The organism is Novosphingobium sp. (assembly GCF_032093395.1).
GTDB lineage: Bacteria > Pseudomonadota > Alphaproteobacteria > Sphingomonadales > Sphingomonadaceae > Novosphingobium.
This window is the reverse complement of sequence record NZ_DAMDBA010000012.1, coordinates 1-23,373: the sequence shown is the minus strand read 5'-3', so window position 1 is coordinate 23,373 and position 23,373 is coordinate 1. Positions and strand designations below refer to the sequence as shown.

The following is a 23,373-nucleotide window of genomic DNA, read 5'->3' as shown; positions in this document are numbered from 1 at the left end:
GCGAGCAGCGATGCCCTCCATGGCGAAAGAAAAGCGGAGCTGCCAGGCCCCGTGCTGCCCCCCTAATGGCCCGCGTGCGCGGCGCACCTTTCCCTTTCGCCCCGCAGTCCCTAGATGCGGGCATCTCCCCCTTTGACGAAACGCGAAAATCCCATGATCGAACATGCCATTCTTCTCAGCGCCGGCCAGGGCTCGCGCCTGCTTCCGCTTACCGCCGAACGGCCCAAGTGCATGATCGACTTTTCGGGCAAGTCGCTGATCGAATGGCAGATCGAGATGCTCGCCCGCGGCGGCGTGAAGCGGATCGACGTCGTCACCGGCTTCATGACCGACATGCTGGAAGAGCACCTGAACGCGATCGTCGATCCGCGGGTCGAGATCAACATCCGCTTCAATCCCTTCTTCAAGGTGGCCGACAATCTCGGCTCCTGCTGGATCGCGCGCGAGGCCATGCGCGGCGACTTCCTGATCCTGAACGGCGACACGCTCGTTTCCGAGGAGATCGTCAGCAAGGTCCAGCAGGGCGCAACCGACGCCTCCGGCCAGACGTGGCCGATCACCGTCACCGTGGACGTCAAGGCGGAGGGCTACGACAGCGACGACATGAAAGTGGAACGAGAGGCCGACGGCCGCCTCGTCCACATCGGCAAGACGTTGACGGCAGCCCAGTCTAATTCCGAATCGATCGGCTTCCTGGCCTTTCGCGGCGAAGGCGCGGACCTGTTCCGCGAAACCGTTCGCCAGGCCATGCGCACGCCGGAAGGCGTCCAGCACTGGTACCTCAAGGTGATCGATTCGATCGCGCCTACCGGCAAAGTCGGTACCGTCTCCATCGAGGGAATGCACTGGGCGGAAGTGGACTTCCTCAACGATATCGAGATCGCCACGAAGCTGACCGACACCTGGTGAGAATAGCCGGTGAGAAAATTTGATGAGAGAATTTGGTGAGAGAATTTGGTGAGAGAATAACGTCGTCCCGGACTTGATCCGGGACCGCTGGCGTTCTTTAGACGCGAGCTTGCGGCGGGGCGCCTAGCCGCAGGATGGGCCGTTCACGGCCAGCGGTCCCGGATCAAGTCCGGGACGACGGGCCATGGCTCAGCCGAAATGCCCCTTCAGCCAGGCCACCAGCCCGGCAAGTTCGTCGCCTTCCAGCGCCACCGCGTGCCCCAGATCGGGCACCTTGGGCCAGCCGCAGTCCACGAACTCGCGCCCCTGCCACTCGCGCGTGCCTTCGTAGCGCGGGATGACGTGGAAGTGGACGTGGGGGTCCACCATCATCAGCATCAGGTAGTTGAGGCGCGAATAGCCGACCGCCTGGCCCAGGGCCGCCTCGATCGCGCCGGTCGCCGCCTTCAGTTCGGCATGGGCTTCTGCGGGCAAGTCGCCGAAGGCGGTCGCCTCCGACCGGGCCGCCAGAACCAGCGACCCCAACGTCGGCTGCGCGGGGCGGGCCAGCACGACCCAATGCGCGAATTCCGCGACGAGCGTGTGCGGATATCCGAACTTTTCGATCGTCGCGTTCATCTTCGTTTCTCCCTCAGGCATCCGCCAGCCAGGACGTGATCCTGCCGCCCTGTGCGCGGACGATCCAAGCCTGCACCAGCCGCACAGCATGGATAAGGCAGGAAATCGCCGTCCACCATGCCACCGCGATCAGGCCGATATCGGGGCGGCCGAACAGCATCGCCACGAACAGGATCACCATGTTCGGATTGCGGCGCGCGGTGAACAGCCGGAATTGACTGTCGAACTTGCGCCAGACGTGGATATGCATGAGGCCGTTCTGCTTCATGAACAGCCCTTCGATCAGGCGCTGGACCACGTAGCCGCCCTGGATGGCGCCCTGCACCCACCAGAACGTGACGTCGTCATAGGCCAGCCCCCAGGTGGCGAGCCCGGTCGCCCAGAACCACCACCAGAAAGGCGGATGGACCAGATCCATGCCGTGATCGGCCACATTACCCCATTCCGAAGAGGTGATGGTGCAACGGGCAAGCTTGCCGTCCACCGTGTCGAGCACCATGAACGCCAGCCCCAGCGCCATGCCCAGCCAGTAATGGCCGTAGGCGAACAGCACCGTGGCGGCCACGCAGAACACTGCGCCCAGGGCCGTCACCATGTTCGGCGTGATGTGCAGCCTGGCGCAGATTCGCGTCAGTACCAGCGCCCATTCGGGCCAGAGGTACTTGGTGAGCACGTCCGTCACACCCTTGTAGGCGCCGAAATAGCTCGCCCGCTCGATCGTGCGGACCGAGGCAGGCGTCAAGGCCATGAGGAACGGCGTCTCGCGCTTGCGCAGCTGCTTGTTCTCGATGGTGGGCCCGCTCTCGTAGGTGACGATGTGCAGGCCGGATGCATCGCGGAGCGGCACCCCGGTCGCCATGGCCTCGGCGATTCGCGAAGCCTGGGCGGCATCGGCGGCGTGGGCCAGGGCGGGCAAGCCGCCCAGCGTCAGCACCATGCCAGGATGGGATGATACATATTTGAACCAGGCCGGATCCCAGGCAAATGCCGCATTCGAAAGAATAAACGGCCCCTCGGCGCCGACTTCCAGGAAGTTGAGCTGCGGCTGCGCGCCGTTCGCGCGGGCTATGCGCGCCACGCGTTCCGCCATCGTCAGACCCCAGAGTTTGACGGGGTTCGCACCGATTGTGGCGACTTGGGGGGCAATGTCATGTTCGGGCATGATTCCGGCCGTAATCGGTCGTTTCGCCGGAAGCAACGGCGGGACTTGCGGAAAATGCGGCACATTTTGCCGGACTTGCAAGTGGCGCATAAACGCCATACAACTGTAACCTTAATGTGTCAGTGAATGTTTCCTGATGATTTTCCTGCACGGCATCCCTACATAGAGATCCGTGTACGGAACCATTTACGAATTCGAAACGCTGCCGACCTTCGGTGAGCAAGGCAAGCGTAAGGCCACTGGTCCTGCGCGCGTGGCGCGCCGTGGACGCGCCGTTCCTCTCGTCGGCATCATTCGCAATCCTCGTAGCCATCGCAACAAGGGCCATGCGCCCGAGATGGAGGATTGCTCCAACATCCTGACGGAAACCCCGCGCACGCGCCCGGAGCTTTACCGGGTGCTGGAAGGTTTCGCCCGTCGCAGCGTCGATTACCTCGTTGTTGACGGCGGGGACGGCACCGTTCGCGACGTGCTGACCTGCGGCGCCGAGATCTTCGGTGACGAATGGCCCACGCTCATGGTCCTGCCGAAGGGCAAGACCAATGCACTGGCGATCGACATCGGCCTGCCGACTCACTGGTCGCTCGCCGAAGCGCTGGCCGCCGCGCACAAGGGCAATACAGTTACCCGCCGCCCTCTCCGCGTGTCGTCGCAGGATGGGGCCAGCGGCCAGATCATGGGCTTCATCCTCGGCACGGGCGCTTTCGCGCTCGCCACCGAGGCTGGGCAGGAAGCGCATCGCCGTGGTGCGTTCAACAGCTTCGCCGTAGGCCTGAGCGTGCTCTGGACCATGATCCAGACGCTTTTCGGCCGCGCGGGCAATCCCTGGCGATCCTGCACGCCGATGCGCCTGATCGACCGCCACACCGGTCGCGACCTGTCCTACATGGGCGACGGTAATCCGAACGAACGGTTCATGGCCGTCGCCACCACGTTCGAAAAGTTCCCCTTGGGAGCCAAGCCGTTCGGTCGCGACGTGGCGCCGGGCATGAAGCTGGGCGTGATCGATTCGCCGGTGCGCTGGATCATCGCCCTGCTGCCTGCCATCATGTTCGGCTTCAACGGCAGGTTCCTCGAACGTCGCGGCGCCCATCGCCTCAGTGCCAGCGCTGTCGATCTGGAACTGGGCGGCTCGTTCATCCTCGATGGCGAAGCCTTCCCCGCCGGCGATTACGTGCTGGAAGAAGGCCCGCAACTGACCTTCGTGGTCCCCTGATCGGCATTTTTCGGATGATGGCGTGCTGAATGACATTGGCGCGCTTGATTTCGCCGCGCCGGTGCCCGAGCATGACGATATGACCCAATATCTCGAAGGGCGCGTAGACCAGGCGCTTCAGCGTCCTGTCGTGCCTGAAGTTCGCGCTTTCGCGGAGCGACTGGCGCAGGCTTCGGGAAACGCCGTGGCCGTGCTGTTCTACGGCTCGAACTTGCGCACCGGCTCGTTGGAAGGCGTGCTGGACTTCTATGTCCTTACCGAAGGCCCCCAGGTCGAGAAGATCTGGCCCCGCGTCAGCTATCACGAATGGACCTTCCAGGGCGTGCCCCTGCGCGCCAAGGTGGCCACAATGGCGCTGGAAACCTTCCGCGCCGCCGCTGCCGGTGAACTTGTCGATACCACGATCTGGGCTCGCTTCGTCCAGCCCAGCGGTCTGGCATGGCTTGGCGGCAAAGTCGCGCGCGGCCATATCGTCGCTGCCGTTTCCGGCGCGGCCCGCACCGCCGCGCGACTCGCCGTGGCGCTCGGGCCGGAGTCGGGCACGGCCGAGGATTACTGGCGCGCCCTGTTCCGCGCGACGTACGCCGCCGAGTTTCGGGTCGAGAAAGCCGGTCGGGAAGATTCGATCCTTTCCGTGAACCAGGAGCATTTCGAAGGGCTGCTGCCGCTGGCACTCGCGGCCGACGATATCGCTTTCGAACGCCTGCCCAACGGTGCGCTACGCCCTCAAGTATCCCCGCGCGAACGGGCCCGCGTGCTGGACTGGTGGAAACGCCGCCGCCGCCTGGGCAAGCCCTACAACGTCTTACGCCTGCTCAAGGCGTCCACCACGTTCGAAGGTGCCGCCCGCTATGCCGCGTGGAAAATCGAGCGCCACACCGGCGTGCCGGTAACGATCACGCCCTGGCGCGAGCGACATCCCGTGCTTTCGGCACCCGGCGTGCTCTGGCAGGTCTGGCGCGCCAAGAGGGCGATGGAGCGCAAGCCGGCATGACCCGGCCCTCGGCCCTGATCCTGGCAGGCTCGCGCCCCGGTGCCCCCGATCCGGTTGCCGCGGCGGAAGGCGTCACGCACAAGGCCCTGGTGGAGCTGGAGGGCAAGCCGATGCTCGCCCATGTCGTGGAAGCTTTGCGCGATGCGGGGATCACGCGCGTCGCAGTCGTTGCCAACGACCCGGCGGTGGTTGCCCTTGCCGAACTGCTCGGCTGCGAGACCGTGCCCGCCGCATCCGGCCCCAGCGCCAGCGTCGCGGAAGGCTTTGCCTTGCTCGGCGCGCCGATGCTGGTGACCACCTCAGACCATGCGCTGCTTCGCGGGCAGTGGGTGAGCGATTTCCTGCAAGACACGCCGGAAGAGGCCGACGTCTCCGTTCTCCTGGCTCGGCGTGAAGCGATCGAAACGGCCATGCCGGGATCGCGGCGGACGTACCTGCGCTTTGCCGATGGCCATTGGTCCGGTTGCAACTTGTTCCTGCTCAAGACCAACCGCGCCGAAGCCGCGATCGAGACCTGGAAACTGGTCGAGGCCGATCGCAAGCGCCCATGGCGCATCGCCGCGCGGCTCGGGCTGGGCATGCTCGCAAGCTATGCGCTGGGCCGCCTTACCCTTTCCGCCGCGCTCGCCCGGTTGGGCAAGAAAATCGGCCTCAACGCCCGCCTCGTCGCCGCGCGGGACGGGCTGGCGGCGGTCGACGTGGACAAGCCGTCCGACCTCGTGGACGCCCGCGCGATCCTGGCGAAGCGGGCATTGACGCCGGAGCAGCCTCGCGCCTCGCCCTCAAAGCAACCGTCATCCTGAAACGAGTTCAGGATGACGGAGTGCGTAAGACTGAAGGCAATGCTTCGGGGGCAAGCCGGAAGCGTCAATAGCCCGCCGTCGCCTTACATATAACGCATCTGGATGCGGATCGACTTCACTTCCTTGTTGCCCACCGGCACGCCGACCTTGGTGTAACTCGGCTTTCCGAGGTTGAAGATGTTGATCGAAGGATTGTTCGACATCGCGCCGCCGTCCGAGCCGAGGTCGGTCTTGCCGTTCCCGTTCACATCGTGACGGACCGCGATGCCATATGTGCCGGTAGCGGGAACCGGCACGCAGAACGTCATGGTCCCGGCCTTGGCAGGCGCCTCGATCCGCTTCAGCCACTTGCCCTTGGCAAGCCATTCCGCCGATGTCGCGCGGTAGGACTGGACGCGCATGCGCCCTTCGGACGCCTTGATCCCATCCACGGTAACCATGATCGCAGGGCCGCCGCCGGCGCGGCATTGGCTCATGTCGTTACGAGCCTCGTCACGGTACTGGGCTGCGGCGGGCATCGCGACGGCCAGGGCAGCAAGGCCTGCTGCGGCGGCCAGAGGCGCCTTGGGGAACTTCAAACTCATCTCCGGTTCCGTTGCTCTTCACGCGGTCCAACCCCGTGAAATATCTGGCGCTGCACTGCCATTCGGGCCGTGAATGCACTCTGAATTGGCAATTCACAACCGCCCGGATCCCGGACGACACCCTTCCGGGTCGGCGAATTCACGGAGCTTCCTCCATATGGCGTGTGGAAAACGGGACCGCCGCGCTTGTAGCCCCAACATCTGGTGCCCTATCCTTCGCATCGAGGAGTACCGTTCTTTACCATGACCACGCCGCTGATCTCGCCCTCCATCCTGTCCGCCGATTTCGCCCGCCTGGGTGAGGAAGTCCGCGCGATCGACGAAGCCGGAGCCGACTGGATCCACGTCGATGTCATGGACGGCCACTTCGTGCCCAACATCACCATCGGCCCCGCCGTGGTGAAGGCGCTTCGCCCGCACTCGGCCAAGGTGTTCGACGTCCACCTGATGATCTCTCCGGTGGATGCCTATCTCGAAGCCTTCGCAGAGGCCGGTGCGGACTACATCACCGTCCACCCCGAGGCGGGCCCGCACGTCCACCGCACGGTGCAGACGATCCGCAATCTGGGCAAGAAGGCGGGCATCTCGCTGAACCCGGCTACGCCTGCCAAGATGCTGGACTACCTGATCGACGAGATCGACCTTGTCCTGATCATGAGCGTGAACCCCGGATTCGGCGGCCAGAGCTTCATCTCCAGCCAGCTTCGCAAGATCGAGGCCGTGCGCAAGATGATCGAGAAATCCGGCCGCGACATCCGCCTCGAAGTAGACGGCGGCGTCGATGCCAAGACGGCACCGCTCTGCGTTGCGGCGGGAGCTGACGTGCTGGTGGCCGGTTCTGCAACCTTCCGGGGCGGCCCTTCGCAATACGCCGCCAACATCCGCGCCCTGAAGGGGCTTGACTGAGACGGTGACCCTGAACGCCCATCCGCGCTTTCCCGAGGGGAACGACCGATGGGAACCTGGGCGGGCTCCGGGAGATTTCTTCGGCGGATGGACCGCAATTCGGCGGGGTGGAGGGTGCCTTGAATCAGAGCGTTAGCGGAGCGCCGTCCCTGGCGACGGCTGCCGAACCCGACATCACCGATATCTCCGCTTTCGGGGCCGAGGATCATGGCTTCCTGCCGCCCCGCGACCAGGTTCATTCCGGCCCGCAAGTGGAGATCGGCCAGATCGAGGGCGGCCGCGCGCTGGCCCTGGCCGATTTCTCGCCTCCCGCGGTGGGCGCGGGCGAGCGTTTCATCCGCTTCGCCTACCGGCTCGGCATACCCGGCTCGATGCTGTCGGCGCCGATGGGCAAGAAGGCCCGCACGCGCCTGCTGGCGACCGTCAGCAACACGCTGCCCGGAAATGCGGCCACCGGAACCGCGCTGCGGGCCGGACATTTCCTGATCCACGGCGCGAAAACGCCGATCGCCCAGGTCGATTATGCCGGCCCCTCGCGCGTCACGCCGCCGCTGGAGCGGGTGGTGCACAGCTTCTCGTGGCTTACCGATCTGGAAGCCTGCGGTCCGCGCGAACAGGGCGCGCCTACGGCCGAGCGTATCCTTACCGCCTGGCTCCAAGCCAATCCCAAGCCGCCTGCAAAGCCCGGCAAGGGTCCGGCCTGGGATGTCGGCAACACGGGCGCGCGCCTGATGAACTGGCTGGCCCATGCCCCGCTCATCCTTTCGGGCGAGAAAGCGCTGCGCAACCGCACGCTGGCGCATATCTCCGAGACGGCCCGCTGGCTGGACCGGCACGTCGGCCGGGCCGAGGACGAACTCGCCGCCCTGGCCGGCTGGAGCGCGATCGTCGCCGCCGGCCTGCTGCTGCCCGAGGGACGCCCGCGCCGCCTCTATGGGGAGGCCGGGCTGGTCAAGGCCTTGGGCGAACTGATCGGCGACGACGGCGGCGTATTGTCGCGCAGCCCCCTCGCGCAGATGGAAGCGATCGCGGTGCTGGTGCGGCTGCGCAATTGCTATCACGCCACCCGCCGGGACGCGCCCAAGGCGGTGGAACGCGTGATCGAACTGCTGGTACCGCCGCTGCTCGCGCTGACCCATGGCGATGGCTCGCTGGGATCGTGGCAGGGCGGCTGGGCCGTGGACGGCGATGACGTCAACGCCCTCGTGAAGGCCACCGGCGTGCGCACGCGCCCGCTGCGCGAAGTGCGCCAATGGGGCTACCAGCGCGTGCTTGCGCACAAGTCCATCCTCCAGTTCGACACCGCGCCGCCGCCGCTGCCGGCCCACGCGCGCTACGGCTGCGCCTCCACGCTGGCCTTCGAGATGTCGCATTCCGGCCATCGCCTGATCGTCAACTGCGGCGGTTCGGCCAGCGGCGGCGGGCTGGTCCCCGTGCGCCTCGAACAGGGCCTGCGCGCCACCGCCGCTCATTCCACGCTGACGCTGGACGATGCCAATTCCACCGCCGTCCTCATCAACGGCGCGATCGGCGGCGGCGTCAGCGAAGTCGATATCGACCGCAAGACGCTGACCCAGGAGAACGGCGGCAACGCCACCCGCATCGAGGCCAGCCATAACGGCTACGAGGCGCGCTACGGCCTTACCCATCGCCGCATCCTGATCCTGCGCGACGACGGCAGCGAGCTTCGCGGCGAAGACGTGCTGATTCCGGCGGGGCGCAAGGGCCATCGCGGCAAGGTGGGCTTCGCCATCCGCTTCCACCTGGGGGCCGATGTCGAAGTGCTGCTCACCGAGGATGGACAGGGCGCGGGCATGGCCCTGGCCGACGGTAGCCTCTGGCAGTTCCGCAGCAGCGCGGGCGAGGTGACGCTGGAGGATTCGCTCTGGGTGGACGGTCAGGGGCGTCCCCAGGCGACACAGCAGCTGGTAATCCAGGGACTCGTCTCGCGCGGAGGCGGTAATTTCGGGTGGCTTATCAAGAAAATGGGGTGAAATGCCGAGACGAGCCCCACGGCTTGTGGCACCCTGACCTTGCGGCTTGCGCTTTGCCAACCTAGACGGCGCGCAAAATCCCTCTCCGCACGTTCAGAACGAGGCCGCTTTCATGACCGATACCGTCCAGATCCGCCGCGCATTGCTTTCGGTTTCCGACAAGACCGGCCTCGCCGATCTGGGCAAGGCGCTCGCCGCACGCGGAGTGGAGCTGGTCTCGACCGGCGGCACGGCCAAGGCACTGCGCGAAGCCGGTCTGGACGTGAAGGACATCTCCGAAATCACCGACTTCCCGGAAATGATGGACGGCCGCGTCAAGACTCTGCATCCCAAGGTCCACGGCGGGTTGCTGGCCGTGCGCGACAATCCGGAACACGCCAAGGCCATGGCCGACCACGAAATCGGCGCAATCGACCTCGTCGTCGTCAATCTCTATCCCTTCGAGGCGACCGTCGCCAAGGGCGCGGATCGTGACGAGATCATCGAGAACATCGACATCGGCGGCCCGTCGATGGTGCGCTCGGCCGCGAAGAACCACGCCTTCGTTGCCATCGTCACCGATCCCAAGGACTACGACGGCCTGCTTTCCGAGCTGGAGACGACCGACGGCGGCACCACGCTCGCCTTCCGCAAGCTGCTGGCCGCCCGCGCCTATGCGCAGACCGCCGCTTACGATTCGATGATCTCGCAGTGGTTCGCCTTCGCCGACCAGGGCCTTGAATTCCCGGAGATGCTCAGCATCAACGGCCGTCTCGGCACCGAGCTGCGTTATGGCGAGAATCCGCACCAGAAGGCCGCGCTCTACACGCCCGTAGGCCCGTTCACCAAGGGCCTTGCCCAGAGCGAGCAGGTGCAGGGCAAGGAACTGTCCTACAACAACTACAACGATGCGGATGCCGCTTTCGAACTCGCCGCCGAGTTCAAGGGCCAGGATCCGGCCGTGATCATCGTCAAGCACGCCAACCCCTGCGGTGTCGCGCAGGGCAAGAGCCTGCTCGAAGCCTGGCAGGGCGCGCTGGCCTGTGACGACGTCTCGGCCTTCGGCGGGATCGTGGCGGTGAACACCACGCTCGACGGCGCCACGGCTGAGGCGATCTGCCAGATCTTCACCGAAGTGGTCGTCGCCCCCGATGCCGACGAGGACGCCCGCGCCTTCTTCGCCAAGAAGAAGAACCTGCGCCTGCTGTTGACCGGCGACCTGCCCGATCCGCGCCGCGCTGGCCTGCTGGTGCGCCAGATCACCGGCGGCCTGCTCGTGCAGAACCGCGACAACGGCGCCATCGGCTTCGACGATCTCAAGGTCGTGACCAAGCGCGCACCGACCGACCAGGAACTGAAGGACTGCCTGTTCGCCTGGACGGTGGCCCGCCACGTCAAGTCGAACGCGATCGTCTATGCCAAGGACGGCGTCACCGCCGGGATCGGCGCGGGCCAGATGAACCGCCGCGATTCCTCGCGCATCGCCGCGATGAAGGCCGCGGAAGCCGCCGAGAAGTTCGGCTGGGCGCAGGCGCGCACGGTCGGCTCGGCGGTCGCTTCGGACGCCTTCTTCCCCTTCGCGGACGGCCTGCTGGCCGCCGCCGAAGCGGGCGCGACGGCGGTGATCCAGCCGGGCGGCTCGATCCGCGACGATGAAGTTATCGCCGCTGCGGACGAAGCGGGCCTCGCCATGGTCTTTACCGGCATGCGCCACTTCAAGCACTGATCCCGAAGGACGCGGCTTGAACCGGGGTCCGACGACGCGAAGGAGACGAATATGTGGCTGATGTGGCTTGGACCGCTCGTCACCGTCGCCTTCCTCGTCGGGCTGGCCACGGCGGCGGTGCTGGTCCGCCTTGGACGAATCCGAAAGCCGCATCACGTCGTCGGCGCACTCGCCCTTCCCTTCGGCTGCGCGGCGCTGCCGGTGGCGGTGCTGGCCGTGGTCTCGGTGGCCTCGGCGCTGATCCTCGGCACGCCCCGTTGATGGGTCCGCATTGACGGAAATGTGACGGTTCCGCCGCTTCACCGCCTGCGACAAACGGTTCGTCGCATAACGTGGCGCAATTCGTCGCCATTCACTGGACGGCAAGGCGATTCGTCCCAAGTGGGCCGCACGCAATCGTTACCAAGCAACAGAGCTGATTTTCGTCATGGGACTCTTCAAGGCCGACTTCTACCGCTTCTTCGCTCTCGGCTTCGCCGGCGGTGCGCTGCTGGTGCTCGGCGTGATGGGCGTGGGCAATCACTCGATCGCGGATGGGCTTTTGCCTCCGGCCGAAGCGGCAGCGCAGGTGCGTTGATCGCGGGAGGCCCGCCTCTCCAGCTTTCAATTGCGCACGAGGCCGGCAGTGCCCATATGGGCGACATGGCTAATGCGCATCATCATCACGAACATTCCGGCGAAAACCTGATCGATGCGGCGCGCGCCGCTCTCGAAAAGGCCGGCGAGCAATGGACCGAGATGCGCGCCGACGTTTTCGGCGCGCTGGCCGAACGCGATCGCCCTGCCTCCGCCTACGATCTGGCCGAAAGCGTCTCGAACCTGCGCGGCAAGCGGGTGGCGCCGAACAGCGTCTATCGCATCCTCGACCTGTTCGTGCGCACCAATCTCGCGCGCCGGGTGGAAAGCGCCAATGCCTACCTCGCCAATAGCCACCCTGGCTGCCAGCACGATTGCATCTTCCTGATCTGCGACGTCTGCGGACAGGCCGTCCATATCGACGACGACAAGCTGACCGGCGCCCTCATCGCCGCCGCGAAGCAGGCCGGGTTCGCGGGCGTGCGCCCGGTGGTGGAGCTGCGCGGCACTTGCGCCACCTGTAGTTAAGACGCGCGGAAACGTCGCATCGAAGCACGAGGCCTCATGTTTTTCCTGTCCTTTCGGACGGCACCGGCATATTGCCCACCGCTTAATTCGACACCAGAACATGTAGCGTGTAGAAGCAGACCATGACAGCCAACCCGGCCACGCCGCTCCTCGACACCGTTGACACTCCGGACGATCTTCGCAAGCTCAAGCCTGCGGACTTGCGTCAACTGGCCGACGAACTCCGCACCGAGATGATCTCCGCGGTCGGCCAGACCGGCGGCCACCTCGGCTCCGGTCTCGGCGTCGTCGAACTGACCGTTGCGATCCACTACGTGTTCGACACGCCGACCGACCGGCTGATCTGGGACGTGGGCCACCAGGCCTATCCGCACAAGATCCTCACCGGCCGCCGCGACCGCATTCGCACCCTGCGTCAGGGCGGCGGGCTTTCGGGTTTCACCAAGCGCTCCGAAAGCGAATACGATCCTTTCGGCACCGCCCATAGCTCCACCTCGATCTCGGCCGCGCTTGGCTTCGCCGTCGCCAACAAGATCAAGGGCACGCCGGGTCGCGGCATCGCCGTGATCGGCGACGGCGCGATGAGCGCGGGCATGGCCTACGAGGCGATGAACAACGCTGCCGAGGCCGGAAACCGCCTGATCGTCGTCCTCAACGACAACGACATGTCGATCGCACCCCCGGTCGGCGGGCTGTCCTCGTATCTTGCGCGCCTCGTCTCTTCGGGCCGGTTCCTGGGCCTGCGCGACCTTGCTCGCAAGTTCGCGCGCCGCCTGCCCCGCCCGCTCCACGCCGCCGCCCGCAAGACCGACGAATTCGCGCGCGGCATGGCGATGGGCGGCACCCTGTTCGAGGAACTCGGCTTCTACTACGTCGGCCCGATCGACGGCCATGACCTCGATGCGCTGGTTCCCGTGCTGGAGAACGTGCGCGATGCTGCCGAAGGCCCGATCCTGGTCCATGTCGTAACCCAGAAGGGCAAGGGCTACGCCCCCGCCGAGGAAGCCGCCGACAAGTATCACGGCGTGCAGAAGTTCAACGTCGTCACCGGCGAACAGGCCAAGGCGCCCGCTGGCCCGCCCAGCTATACCGGCGTCTTCGCCAAGGCGCTGGTTGCCGAAGCGGAGAAGGACGACCGCATCTGTGCGATCACCGCCGCCATGCCTTCGGGCACCGGGCTGGACAAGTTCGCGCAACTCTTCCCGAACCGCAGCTTCGACGTGGGCATTGCCGAACAGCATGCCGTCACTTTCGCGGCCGGTCTGGCGGCGCAGGGCATGCGGCCGTTCTGCGCGATCTATTCCACGTTCCTCCAGCGCGCGTTCGACCAGGTGGTCCACGACGTGGCCATCCAGAACCTGCCCGTGCGCTTCGCCATCGACCGCGCCGGCCTGGTCGGCGCGGACGGCGCCACGCATGCCGGCTCGTTCGACGTGACCTATCTGGCCACCCTGCCCAACCTGGTGGTCATGGCCGCCGCCGACGAGGCGGAGCTGGTCCACATGGTCCACACCGCCGCACAGTATGATGACGGTCCGATCGCCTTCCGCTATCCGCGCGGCAACGGCGTTGGCGTCGATCTGCCGGAAACGCCGGAATTGCTGGAGATCGGCAAGGGCCGGATCGTCCGCGAAGGCACCAAGGTTGCTCTACTCTCGCTCGGCACCCGCCTCGGCGAAGCACTCAAGGCGGCCGATCTGCTGGACGCCAAGGGTCTTTCCACCACTGTGGCGGATCTGCGTTTCGCCAAGCCGCTGGACACCGACCTGATCCGCAAGCTGATGCTGAGCCACGACGTGGTCGTCACCGTGGAAGAAGGCGCCATCGGCGGTCTGGGCGCGCACGTTCTGACGATGGCCAGCGACGAGGGCCTGACCGATGCAGGCCTGAAGATTCGGACCATGCGCCTGCCGGACGTGTTCCAGGATCACGACAAGCCCGAGGCGCAGTACGACGAGGCGGGCCTGAACGCGCCGCAGATCGTGGACACCGTGCTGAAGGCCCTGCGCCACAACAGCGCCGGCGTGAACGAGGCGCGGGCCTGACGGAACGTTCGTCGTCGACCTTATGACAGATTCGTCATTGCGAGCGTAGCGAAGCAATCCAGAGTCGCGCAGAGCCTCCCCTGGATTGCTTCGCTACGCTCGCAATGACGAGGGGTAGAGACTCGGAGCGTTGCCCCGACACGAATTAAAAGGGGCCTTCGGCAATCGCCGAAGGCCCCTTTCCTTTACCAGTCGTAAGCCTTGGGCAGATAAGTCCGATCCAGGCTCTTGTAGCGCTGTTTCAAGCGGCTCTGATGGTTGTCCAACGGCTGCTTGATCCCGTCGATATAGACTTCCACCGGCGCCGATGAGAGCTCGAGCGGGTCACCGTCCCAGATGACGACATCGCCCGCCGCACCCGGCGCCAGCACGCCTTCTTTACCGCCCATGCCGCTGATCTCGGCCGGAACCGATGTGATCGCGGCGAGCGCCTCACCCCAGGTAAGCCCTGCCGCGCCGGGCAGCCTGTTCAGGGCCACGAGATTGCCTGCCTGCTGCGGCGCATAGCGCGGCTGGTTGCTGCCCCCGAACATGCCGATGGCAACCTTTACGCCCGCCTTCTTCATCCGCCCGACGTTCGACTGGGTGGCCGCGAGGCTCTCGAAACTGGCGGGGAGATCGCGGAGCGGCATGGCGATGACCGGCACCTTGGCGGCGGCGATGGCGCTGGCCACCAGCCAGCCTTCGGTCGCCCCCACCAGCACGAGGTTCAGCTTGGGAAACTCGGTCTTGAGCGCCAGAACGCTGCGGATGTCGGCGGCGCGTTCGACGCCGACATAGAGCGCCTGACGGCCGTCCAGCACCGGCGCCAGTGCCAGGGCATCCGCACGGGTGAGCATGGCATCGCTACTGCGCGCGCCGGGCGCCGCCACAAGGTCTCGCGCCTCGCGCAGGGCATTGCGCAGCGCAACATGGGCGGCAATGCGGCTGCCGCCTGCCAATCTGGCCCCCGCTTCCCCCAGTTGCACGAACTGGAAGGCCCGCGCCATGTTCACCGGATCGACGCCGGTGCCCAGATCGATCAGCGCGCCCTGCCCGGCGAAGATCGAATCTCCGTTTACCGGCGCGACGCTGGCGCGGGTAACTCCGCCTTCGCGGCTGATCGCGATATGCGCGTTGGCGGGATTGATCGCCGGGGCCACATCGAGCGCGGCATTGAACGGCGACTTGCCCGCTTCGGAATCGTTGCTGTCGGCCACGCCTTCCACGTCCCAGAGGCCAAGGTCGGTGACTGCCGAGAACAGCCCCGGCGTCACCCACTTGCCGGTGCCGTCCACACTTCGCATGCCGGCGGGCACGGCAACACCGGCCCCCGCGGCGACCACCTTGCCGGCCCGCACGACGACGGTGCCATGCTCGATCGGCGCGCCGCCGTCTCCCGTGGCGACGGTGGCGTTGGTTATCGCGAAGTCCTGCGCAGAGGCCATGGCCGGAAGGGCGACTGCCGCCAGCGCGGCTATGACAAGGGCGCGGCGGCTCATTTCACGTCTCCTTCACCCGGCTGGCCCAGCTCGAAATCGCTGACCGGACGGCGTCTGGCGTCCTGTGCGTCGAACATCAGGGCGCCGTCGATCCACACTTTCTCCGGCCGCGAATAGACCGAGAGCGGGTTGCCGTTCCACAGTACCACGTCCGCCATCTTGCCCGCTTCAAGGCTACCGGTCTTCTCGCCGATGCCCATGGTCTTGGCGGCATTGTAGGTGAACCAGCCGACCACCTGCGCGTCGGGAATGTCGATGCCGATGCGGCGGCCGTCGGCCTGGGCCTTGGCGGCTTCCTGGTTGAGGCGCTGGATGCCGTTTTCGTCATCCGAGTGGATCACCACGCAGGCCCCTGCATTGGCCAGCAGCGCCGCGTTTTCGGGGATCCCGTCATAGGCTTCCATCTTGAAGCCGTACCAGTCGGCCCAGATGGCAGCACAGATGTCGTTTTCGCGCAGGATATCGGCGATCTTGTAGGCTTCCACGGCGTGATGGAAGGCGGTGACCTTGTAGCCCATCTCCTTGGACATATCGATCACCTGCGCCATCTCGTCGGCGCGGTAGCAGTGGTTCTGGACCAGGATCTCGCCCTTGAGCACGCCTTCCAGCGTATCCTTGCCGAGATCGCGCTCGGAATGGTCGCCGTCCATGTACTGACGCGCATCGATCCAGGCCTGGCGATCGACGGACATGTTGCCCATGCGGGTCGAGGGCTTCTGGCCCTTGCCGCCGTAGACCCGCTTGGGGTTCTCGCCGCAGGCCATCTTCAGCGCGTAGGGCGCGCCGGGAAATTTCATGCCCTGCACGGTGATGCTCGGCACGTTCTTCAGCGTGACCGCGCGGCCGCCGATGAGGTTGCCCGAGCCGGGCAGGATCTGGAGGCTGGTGACGCCGCCATTGGCCAGCGCCCGGGTGAAACCAGGATCCTGCGGCCAGACCGAATGCTCGGCCCAGACGTCGGGGGTGGTCGGGCTGGTCATCTCGTTGCCGTCCGCCAGCGCATCCACGCCGGGCGAGGGATAAACGCCGAGGTGCGAGTGGATGTCGATCACGCCGGGCGTGACGAACTTTCCGGTGCCGTCGATACGGGCATAGCCCTCGGGGATCGCCATGTCGGCAGCGCCCACGGCCTGGAGCTTGCCGTCGCGGAACAGCACCACGCCGTTCTCGATCCTGCCGCCGCGCCCGTCATAGACGGTGGCACCCACCAGAGCCGTCGGCGTGCCGGGATAGGACTTGTAGGTGGAAGGATAAGGATCGGCGGCAATCGGCGCCGCCTTCTTGTCCTGCTTCTTGGCGTCCGCACCCGTAGCCCCCAGCGCCAGTGCCGCGCCCAGGACGAGCGTGGACGACCAGCGCCGCAATGCCGGCGATACCCTCATGTCGTATTTCCCCTGTTCAAATATTATCCGGCCCGGAAGAACCTTGGTTCGCCGGGCCGGTTTGATGTCAGTGCGGTTTGCGTTCCGGGTGGAAGCCGGCTTCCTGCGCTTCCAGTCCCAGTTCGCTCTGTCCCGCCAGATCGCGGTCGATCCCGCGATCCTCCAGAGTGTTGAGGTGCATCCAGCGCTTCACCAATGGCGAAAGCGCCAGCACCACGACCGCGACGCCGATCGTGGTCCAGCCGATCGTGGAGTAGATGCCCAGGGTCACCTGCTTGTCCATCACTCCGCTTTCGCCGCCGGTAGCCTCGCCTATCTTGCCCGCCACGAAGTTGCCCACGGCGGTCATGTAGAACCACGCGCCCATGATGAAGCTGCCGAGGTGCAGCGGCGAGAGGCGGGTCATGGCCGAGAGGCCCACGGGCGAAAGGCAAAGCTCGCCTGTCGTGTGCAAGGCGTAGATCAGGAACACGAACAAGACCGAGGTCATCGCTGCCGGATCGCCGCTGCCCGCGCCCCAGACGAAGACCAGGAAGCCGAGGCCGACCTGGATCAGCGCGAGGCCGAACTTGGCGGGGGCCGAAGGCTCGATGCCCTTGCGGCCGAGGTACTGCCAAAGGGCCGCGAAGATCGGGCCGAACAGCACGATGTAGATCGGGTTGATCGACTGGAACAGGCTGGTCGGCACGCCGCCGCGGTCAACGAACTTGTCGGTATAGAGGCTCAGGGAGCCGCCGGCCTGCTCGAACAGACCCCAGAAGATCGGGTTCAGCGCGATCAGGAACAGGATCGCGAAGATGCGCTCGCGCGGTTCCTTGGGCAGCTTGAACGCTTCGTAGAGCGTATAGCCGAGCATCGCGATGCCCGATACGACGAGCAGCGACTGGATCACGCTGACGTATTGAATCAGGAACCAGATCACCGCCACCGAGCCGATGCCGATGCCGTAGAGCGTCAGTTCGCCCTTCTTGGCCAGCGGCTTGGGCGGCTCGCCCCGGCCCTTGAGCGCGGGCTTGCCGGCCACGAAGATGAGCAGGCCCAGCACCATGCCGATGCCGGCGAGGCCGAAGCCCCACGACCAGCCGATCGTCTCGCCCAGATAGCCGACCAGGATCGTGCCCAGCGCGGCGCCGGTGTTCACGCCCATGTAGAAGATGGTGTAGGCCGAATCGCGGCGGGAATCGGTCATCTTGTAGAGCTGGCCGACGATCACCGAGATGTTCGCCTTGAGGAAGCCCGAGCCGACGATGATCAGCGCCAGGGCCAGCCAGAACACATTGATCGCAGGATCCGCCTGCTTCACCAGCGGATCGGTGGCGCCGTGGATGCCCTCGTAGGCCATGAACAAGTGGCCCACCGCAAGCACGATACCGCCGAACAGAACCGCCTTGCGCTGACCCAGGTAACGGTCGGCCAGATAGCCGCCCAACACCGGGGTGATGTAGACCAGGCTGGTATAGGCGCCGTAGATCAGGTTGGCGCTGCCGTCATTGAACAGCCAGAATTTGGTGAGATAGAGGATGAGCAGCGCGCGCATGCCGTAGTAGGAGAAACGCTCCCACATCTCGGCATAGAACAGCACGAACAGGCCGCGCGGGTGGCCGACGAATTCCTCGCTCTTGCGGGTGGCGATCACGCCGCCGATCGCCAGCACGGCAAAGAGGAGAATGGCGCCGATCGCGGCGATCCAGTCCCCCTCGTTCCAGGTTGCGATATCTTTCATGCGCCCTTCTTTTGTCCTGTCGCCCGAAAAGCTTGACCCACAAGCTTGAAAGCGGGGACGTTAGCGGCCAAATCGGCCGTGTAAATGGGTCGCCCGCACCTCGACAGGCGGTTTTGCGGTCCATGCCCGACCGAAATTTCCTACCTCTGGAGAGCCATTGCGCGAATGGCCCCGGAATGGCATTTTCTTGGGAAGACGGGGCCAAGTCACGCGAAATATTATGATTCGCCGTGACGTCGGGATTTTTTCCGAAGGGCATTTTGAAAGGGAAGCACGCGATGATCAGGTCCGAACTGCTGCTCGCTCTCGCCAAGGAAAACCCCGAGCTTCGCGCCGAGGATGTGGAGCGCGCGGTGGATACCTTCTTTGACGAGATCACCCAGCGCCTGGCCGACGGCGGCCGTGTGGAACTGCGCGGATTCGGTGCTTTTTCCACCCGCCATCGCGACGGCCGCACCGGCCGCAATCCCCGGACCGGCGAAAGCGTGGACGTGCCGGAAAAGCGCGTACCCTATTTCAAGCCCGGCAAGGAAATGCGCGCCCGTCTCAACGTCGAGTGATGTGAACGCCGCACCGGCATAATTCGCGTGTCGCAGTTGCCCTGCCGCGCGCGATCTGCCAGATCGCGCGCAGACACCAGCAGGTGGCCGATCTCGTGCGGACGTGGCGGAATGGTAGACGCAGGGGACTTAAAATCCCTTGATCCTTGATCGTGCGGGTTCGAGTCCCGCCGTCCGTACCAGAAACTGTGCCCCTTCAGCGGGAGCCCCTCAAAGGCGGCGCGAAAAGCGGCGCCCCGAGCGCTTCACCTTCCCGGCCGGTCCCGATTTCATAACCCGCGAACGGAACAGGCGCGCCCCTCCGCGCACCAGCAGCAAGACCCACAGCGCCTGCCAGCCGATCGCCAGCACATGCGGCATCAGGGCCGGCTCCTGCGCCGCGCGTGCGAGCATCGCGAAAGGCGAGCTGAAAGGCACCAGCACTGCGGCGATCTCCACCGCGCTGCCGGGCTGGGTCATGGCAAAGCTGGCGAAGAAGAATACCATGAGCTGGGCCATCGTCACCGGCATCGACAGGGTCTGCACTTCGCGCACGGTGGTCGCCATCGAGCCGATCGTCAGGAACACCGAGCCGAGCAACAGATAGGCCATCGCGAAATAGATCACGCCAAGTCCGATCAGCAGCGGCCATCCGACCGCAGGATCGGGGAAGCGCTCCGGCGAGATACCGCCGCCAAGCCAGAGCAGGCCGCCTATCGCCGCCCAAGTGGCGATGCCGACCAGCGAAACGCCCAGCATGGCGAAGAGCTTGCCCAGGAACACCGCGTCCATCGGCACCGCCGCCGCCAGCACTTCGATGATCTTGTTGCCCTTTTCCTCCACCAGGTTGGACAGGACCATGCCCGCCAGCATCATCGTCAAGAGGAACAGCAGGGTCTGGGCGCCCTGAGCGGTGGCAAAACGCCCCTTGCGGTCGGTCGCGTTGCTGCGCGCCACCGGCTCCAGCGCGACTGCGGGATAGGCGATCGGCTGACCTGAACGGGCCTGCGCCGCAAGCATCGCCACCGGCCCTTGCCAGGCCTCGATCAAGCCGTCCGGCCCGGTCAGCACCGGCGCGGCCAGCGAGCCCGTCAGAATGGCCGCGACATTCGCCTTGCGTGAAGCCAGCGTCTGGGCCGGATCATGGCGCTCGCCGTCGGCCAGCCTGCCGATCACCACCAGCCGCGGCAGTTCGTCATCCAGCGCAGGCGCAAGCTGGTTGCGGGCCTGCTCCAGCTTCCGCACCTCGCCCGTTCCCATCGCCACCCCCAGCAGAAGCCGTTCCTGGCTTGCATCGACACGCGAGCCGAGGCTGCCCGCCAACACCGCTATGACGATCGGGAACAGTGGCCCCAACAGGAAGAAAAAGAAGCTGCGGCTAAACAGAATGGCGGTGAAATCGCGACGCGCCACGACCCAGGCCGCGGCGAGACCGGAAAGACGCCCCATCATCGCAGCTCCTCCTGCTCCGGGCTGGCTTTCAGCGCACGCGCGGCAGCCTCGCCGGCGATCGCAACGAAAGCATCGTGAAGCCCCGCCCGCTCGATCGAGAGCGAGAGAATCCCAGCATCGCCTTCGATAAGCGCACGCAGCAGAGGTTCCGCGCCGCCCTCGGGCAAGGCGAAACTCCAGCTCGCGCCCTCCCGTCGCGCATCCTCAGGCAGAGCCCGGCGCCAAGGACCGTCCGGCTCCCGCGTTTCGAGGCGGACCTGCCGGGGTATCCGATCCCGCGCGGCATCGACGGGGCCGGCAAAGGGCACCTTGCCCCCGGCGATGATCGCCACGTCGTCGCAAAGACGCTCGGCATGGGCGATGACATGGGTGGAAAAGATCACCGTCGTTCCATCCTCGGCAAGCTGGCGGATCAACCGCTCCAGCTTCCCTTGATTGAGTGCATCGAGCCCGGAAAAGGGTTCGTCGAGAACGACCAGCCGGGGCCGATGGACCAATGTGCCGAGAATCTGCACCTGTTGCGCCATGCCTTTGGAAAGCTGTCGAATCTGCCGGTCTGCCGCGTAGCCCAACCCGTGCCGCTCCAGCAGGTCGTGCGCGCGGCGGCGCCCTTCCTTCAGCGGCAATCCGCGCAAGGCGCCGAGGAAGGCGATGGCTTCGGTGGCCTTCATCGCTGGATAGAGGCCGCGCTCCTCGGGCAGGTAGCCGATGGCATGGGCCACGTCGTGAGGACGCTCGGCGCCGAGGATGCGGCGGGTTCCCGCATCCGGGTCGATGATGCCCAGCAACATGCGCAAGGTCGTGGTCTTGCCCGCGCCATTGGGGCCGAGAATGCCGTAAACCGCGCCCACCGGCACTTGCAGGTCTACCCCGTCCACCGCCGTGAAACCGTCGAAGCGTTTGACCAGGCCCCGCGCCTCGATCGCGAGGGGATGCCCTTCCAAGTTGCTGGCCAAGGCCCAATCTCCTACTGCGACGTTCATGCGATGGCGCCGTGGTCGTGCCTATGTACTGGAAAGTCCGCAAGCTTGGTTAACGATGCCCTCAAGGCCCTGACCCGTGATCTCGAGGCGCAAGCCCGGGAATTGGGGTTCTGCGCGTTCGGCGTCGCTTCGGCCGAGGAAGACCCGGAGCGGGCGGCGCGGCTCGATTCGTGGCTGGCGGAAGGCATGCACGGGTCGATGGAATGGATGGCCGATCGCGCCCATCATCGCCGCTCGCCCCAAGGACTCTGGCCCGAGGCGCGGCGCGTGATCGCGCTGGGGATGAGCTACGCGCCCGCGGGCGATCCGCTAAGCCTTGCCGATGCGGCGGATGTCGGACGCATTTCGGTCTATGCGCAAGGCGCCGACTATCACGACTGGGTCAAGAAAGCGCTGAAGAACCTCGCGCGCTGGCTGGTTTCAGAGGCCGACAAGCGCGGGTTGGGACCGGCCGGAGTGAAAGTCTTCACCGATACCGCCCCGGTCATGGAAAAGCCGCTAGCCGCCGCTGCCGGGCTGGGCTGGCAGGGCAAGCACACCAACATGGTCAGCCGCGAACATGGCTCGTGGCTGTTCCTGGGCGAAATCTACACCACGCTGGACCTGCCGCTTTCCAGGGAGGGCCGGGATCGCTGCGGGTCGTGCCGGGCCTGTCAGGATGCCTGTCCGACGGCCGCATTCCCCACGCCTTACCGCCTCGATGCAAGGCGCTGCGTCAGCTACCTCACGATTGAGCACAAAGGCCCGATTCCCGAGGAGTTCCGCGAAGGTCTGGGCAACCGTATCTACGGCTGCGACGATTGTCTGGCCGTCTGCCCATGGAACAAGTTCGCCGAGACGGCGCATCGCCTGAAGGCCTTTCTGCCGCGCGCGGAACTGACGGCGCCGAACCTGGCCGATCTGCTGACGCTGGACGATGCGGGCTTTCGCAAGCTGTTTTCGGGATCGCCGATCAAGCGAATCGGCCGCGACCGCTTCGTGCGAAACTGCCTTTATGCCGCCGGAAACAGCGGAAAGGCGGCGCTCATGGCGCAAGTCTCTCCGCTGCTGGAAGACCCGGACCCCGCCGTGGCGGAAGCCGCGGAGTGGGCCGCACGGCGATTGCAGGCCTCCCCACCGATCGGCAGGGAAAATTCCGTGCCGTTTACAGCAATTCCTTGAGCGGCCTGTCCTTGTCCGCCAGCGCTTCCAGACCCGGCATGGCGCCTGCCTCGACCAGCTTGCGGCCGTGAACGTAATCCTTGACCATGTTCACGCAATCGAGCGCGAGCACTTTGCCTTCCTTGAGGTAGACCACCGAGAAGCTGCGGTCCTCGGGATTGCCGCGGATCACGGTCTGGTCGAAGCCCAGGTTGATGCCCGCAGTCTGAAGCTTGAGGTCGTACTGGTTGGACCAGAACCACGGGAAGGCCTTGTAGGGCTTCTCGTCACCGCAGATCGCCTTGGCCACGCATGTGCCCATGTCGTTGGCGTTCTGCACCGATTCCACCCGCATCACCGTGCCGCCCGCAAAGTCGCAGGCGAAAGCCGCACAATCGCCGATGGCGTAGATGTCGGGCAGCGAGGTGCGGCAATATTCGTCCACATCCACACCGTTCGCGCCCGCCGCGCCCGCCAGGATCAGCGGGCCGACGGCCGGGACGATGCCGATGCCGACGATGACCGCCTCGGCGGGGAGCACTTCGCCGTCCGCCAGCTTCACGCCGGTTACCTTGTGACCGTCGCCCTCGAGGCATTCCACCGCCACGCCGGTGCGCAGATCGACGCCGTGCG

At 65.7% G+C, this 23,373-nt stretch carries 22 protein-coding genes and 1 tRNA gene; 14 read left to right on the top strand and 9 right to left on the bottom strand.

Annotation, left to right across the window (positions count from 1 at the left end):
- The first annotated feature begins 153 nt into the window (after window positions 1-153).
- Window positions 154-909, top strand: coding sequence for a phosphocholine cytidylyltransferase family protein (locus tag RT424_RS06580; protein ID WP_313435514.1), 756 nt, complete (start codon window positions 154-156; stop codon window positions 907-909).
- Between the two features lie 189 nt (window positions 910-1,098).
- On the opposite strand, the gene RT424_RS06575 is transcribed toward RT424_RS06580, so the two are convergent.
- Both RT424_RS06575 and RT424_RS06570 read right to left on the bottom strand, forming a co-directional pair.
- Complete coding sequence (locus RT424_RS06575; protein WP_313435512.1) at window positions 1,099-1,527, bottom strand: HIT family protein; 429 nt, start codon at window positions 1,525-1,527, stop codon at window positions 1,099-1,101.
- A 13-nt stretch (window positions 1,528-1,540) separates the two neighbouring features.
- The gene (locus RT424_RS06570; protein ID WP_313435510.1) at window positions 1,541-2,689 is read right to left on the bottom strand and encodes a CDP-alcohol phosphatidyltransferase family protein; all 1,149 of its coding nucleotides are present in this window, start codon (window positions 2,687-2,689) and stop codon (window positions 1,541-1,543) included.
- A 172-nt stretch (window positions 2,690-2,861) separates the two neighbouring features.
- Here RT424_RS06570 and RT424_RS06565 point away from each other — a divergent pair, with 172 nt between their 5' ends.
- The 3 genes from RT424_RS06565 (at window position 2,862) to RT424_RS06555 (ending at window position 5,702) form a co-directional block, all read left to right on the top strand.
- Window positions 2,862-3,905, top strand: coding sequence for a diacylglycerol kinase family protein (locus RT424_RS06565; RefSeq protein ID WP_313435508.1), 1,044 nt, complete (start codon window positions 2,862-2,864; stop codon window positions 3,903-3,905).
- 79 nt (window positions 3,906-3,984) lie between these two features.
- A complete protein-coding gene (locus RT424_RS06560) occupies window positions 3,985-4,899 on the top strand; it encodes a hypothetical protein (protein WP_313435635.1) in 915 nt (304 codons plus the stop codon).
- On the top strand, window positions 4,896-5,702 hold the full coding sequence (locus RT424_RS06555; protein WP_313435506.1) for a nucleotidyltransferase family protein: 807 nt from the start codon (window positions 4,896-4,898) through the stop codon (window positions 5,700-5,702). Before RT424_RS06560 ends, RT424_RS06555 begins: the two co-directional genes overlap by 4 nt.
- A gap of 83 nt (window positions 5,703-5,785) precedes the next feature.
- Here RT424_RS06555 and RT424_RS06550 read toward each other — a convergent pair whose 3' ends face one another.
- The gene (locus tag RT424_RS06550; protein WP_313435504.1) at window positions 5,786-6,286 is read right to left on the bottom strand and encodes a DUF2141 domain-containing protein; all 501 of its coding nucleotides are present in this window, start codon (window positions 6,284-6,286) and stop codon (window positions 5,786-5,788) included.
- 243 nt (window positions 6,287-6,529) lie between these two features.
- On the opposite strand from RT424_RS06550, the gene rpe reads away from it, so the two are divergent.
- From rpe to dxs, 7 genes are all read left to right on the top strand, one after another.
- Window positions 6,530-7,192: a ribulose-phosphate 3-epimerase gene (gene rpe, locus RT424_RS06545; RefSeq protein WP_313435502.1), complete on the top strand. Its 663-nt coding sequence runs from the start codon at window positions 6,530-6,532 to the stop codon at window positions 7,190-7,192.
- Window positions 7,193-7,311: 119 nt separating this feature from the next.
- The gene (locus tag RT424_RS06540; protein ID WP_313435500.1) at window positions 7,312-9,186 is read left to right on the top strand and encodes a heparinase II/III family protein; all 1,875 of its coding nucleotides are present in this window, start codon (window positions 7,312-7,314) and stop codon (window positions 9,184-9,186) included.
- Window positions 9,187-9,298: 112 nt separating this feature from the next.
- Window positions 9,299-10,891, top strand: coding sequence for a bifunctional phosphoribosylaminoimidazolecarboxamide formyltransferase/IMP cyclohydrolase (gene purH, locus RT424_RS06535; RefSeq protein ID WP_313435498.1), 1,593 nt, complete (start codon window positions 9,299-9,301; stop codon window positions 10,889-10,891).
- Between the two features lie 51 nt (window positions 10,892-10,942).
- Complete coding sequence (locus tag RT424_RS06530; protein ID WP_313435496.1) at window positions 10,943-11,152, top strand: hypothetical protein; 210 nt, start codon at window positions 10,943-10,945, stop codon at window positions 11,150-11,152.
- A 166-nt stretch (window positions 11,153-11,318) separates the two neighbouring features.
- A complete protein-coding gene (locus RT424_RS06525; RefSeq protein ID WP_313435494.1) occupies window positions 11,319-11,468 on the top strand; it encodes a hypothetical protein in 150 nt (49 codons plus the stop codon).
- Window positions 11,469-11,533: 65 nt separating this feature from the next.
- On the top strand, window positions 11,534-11,995 hold the full coding sequence (locus RT424_RS06520; RefSeq protein WP_313435492.1) for a transcriptional repressor: 462 nt from the start codon (window positions 11,534-11,536) through the stop codon (window positions 11,993-11,995).
- A gap of 122 nt (window positions 11,996-12,117) precedes the next feature.
- Window positions 12,118-14,040 carry a 1-deoxy-D-xylulose-5-phosphate synthase gene (gene dxs / locus RT424_RS06515; RefSeq protein ID WP_313435490.1) on the top strand — a complete coding sequence of 641 codons (1,923 nt, stop codon included), beginning with the start codon at window positions 12,118-12,120 and terminating at the stop codon, window positions 14,038-14,040.
- A 185-nt stretch (window positions 14,041-14,225) separates the two neighbouring features.
- Here the strand turns inward: dxs and RT424_RS06510 are convergent, their stop codons facing one another.
- The 3 genes from RT424_RS06510 to RT424_RS06500 all read right to left on the bottom strand — a co-directional run bounded on the left by RT424_RS06510 (window position 14,226) and on the right by RT424_RS06500 (window position 18,626).
- Window positions 14,226-15,521 carry an amidohydrolase family protein gene (locus RT424_RS06510; protein ID WP_313435488.1) on the bottom strand — a complete coding sequence of 432 codons (1,296 nt, stop codon included), beginning with the start codon at window positions 15,519-15,521 and terminating at the stop codon, window positions 14,226-14,228.
- The gene (locus RT424_RS06505) at window positions 15,518-16,903 is read right to left on the bottom strand and encodes an amidohydrolase (protein WP_313435486.1); all 1,386 of its coding nucleotides are present in this window, start codon (window positions 16,901-16,903) and stop codon (window positions 15,518-15,520) included. Before RT424_RS06505 ends, RT424_RS06510 begins: the two co-directional genes overlap by 4 nt.
- Before the next feature lie 67 nt (window positions 16,904-16,970).
- A complete protein-coding gene (locus tag RT424_RS06500) occupies window positions 16,971-18,626 on the bottom strand; it encodes a peptide MFS transporter (RefSeq protein ID WP_313435484.1) in 1,656 nt (551 codons plus the stop codon).
- Window positions 18,627-18,904: 278 nt separating this feature from the next.
- On the opposite strand from RT424_RS06500, the gene RT424_RS06495 reads away from it, so the two are divergent.
- Together RT424_RS06495 and RT424_RS06490 are read left to right on the top strand one after the other, a co-directional pair.
- Window positions 18,905-19,186 (top strand): integration host factor subunit beta, encoded by a 282-nt coding sequence (locus RT424_RS06495; protein WP_313435482.1) that lies wholly within the window; start codon window positions 18,905-18,907, stop codon window positions 19,184-19,186.
- A gap of 97 nt (window positions 19,187-19,283) precedes the next feature.
- Window positions 19,284-19,368: transfer RNA gene (locus tag RT424_RS06490), tRNA-Leu, on the top strand.
- A gap of 28 nt (window positions 19,369-19,396) precedes the next feature.
- On the opposite strand, the gene RT424_RS06485 is transcribed toward RT424_RS06490, so the two are convergent.
- Window positions 19,397-20,617: an ABC transporter permease gene (locus RT424_RS06485; RefSeq protein WP_313435480.1), complete on the bottom strand. Its 1,221-nt coding sequence runs from the start codon at window positions 20,615-20,617 to the stop codon at window positions 19,397-19,399.
- On the bottom strand, window positions 20,614-21,600 hold the full coding sequence (locus tag RT424_RS06480) for an ATP-binding cassette domain-containing protein (protein WP_313435478.1): 987 nt from the start codon (window positions 21,598-21,600) through the stop codon (window positions 20,614-20,616). The genes RT424_RS06485 and RT424_RS06480 overlap by 4 nt, the downstream gene beginning before the upstream one ends.
- Before the next feature lie 45 nt (window positions 21,601-21,645).
- Between RT424_RS06480 and queG the strand changes: the two genes are divergently transcribed.
- Window positions 21,646-22,761, top strand: coding sequence for a tRNA epoxyqueuosine(34) reductase QueG (gene queG, locus RT424_RS06475; RefSeq protein ID WP_313435477.1), 1,116 nt, complete (start codon window positions 21,646-21,648; stop codon window positions 22,759-22,761).
- Here queG and RT424_RS06470 read toward each other — a convergent pair.
- Window positions 22,745-23,373 (bottom strand): oxidoreductase C-terminal domain-containing protein (locus RT424_RS06470; RefSeq protein ID WP_313435475.1); only part of this gene is annotated, 629 nt, incomplete at its 5' end. The two genes, queG and RT424_RS06470, sit on opposite strands and share 17 nt — an antisense overlap.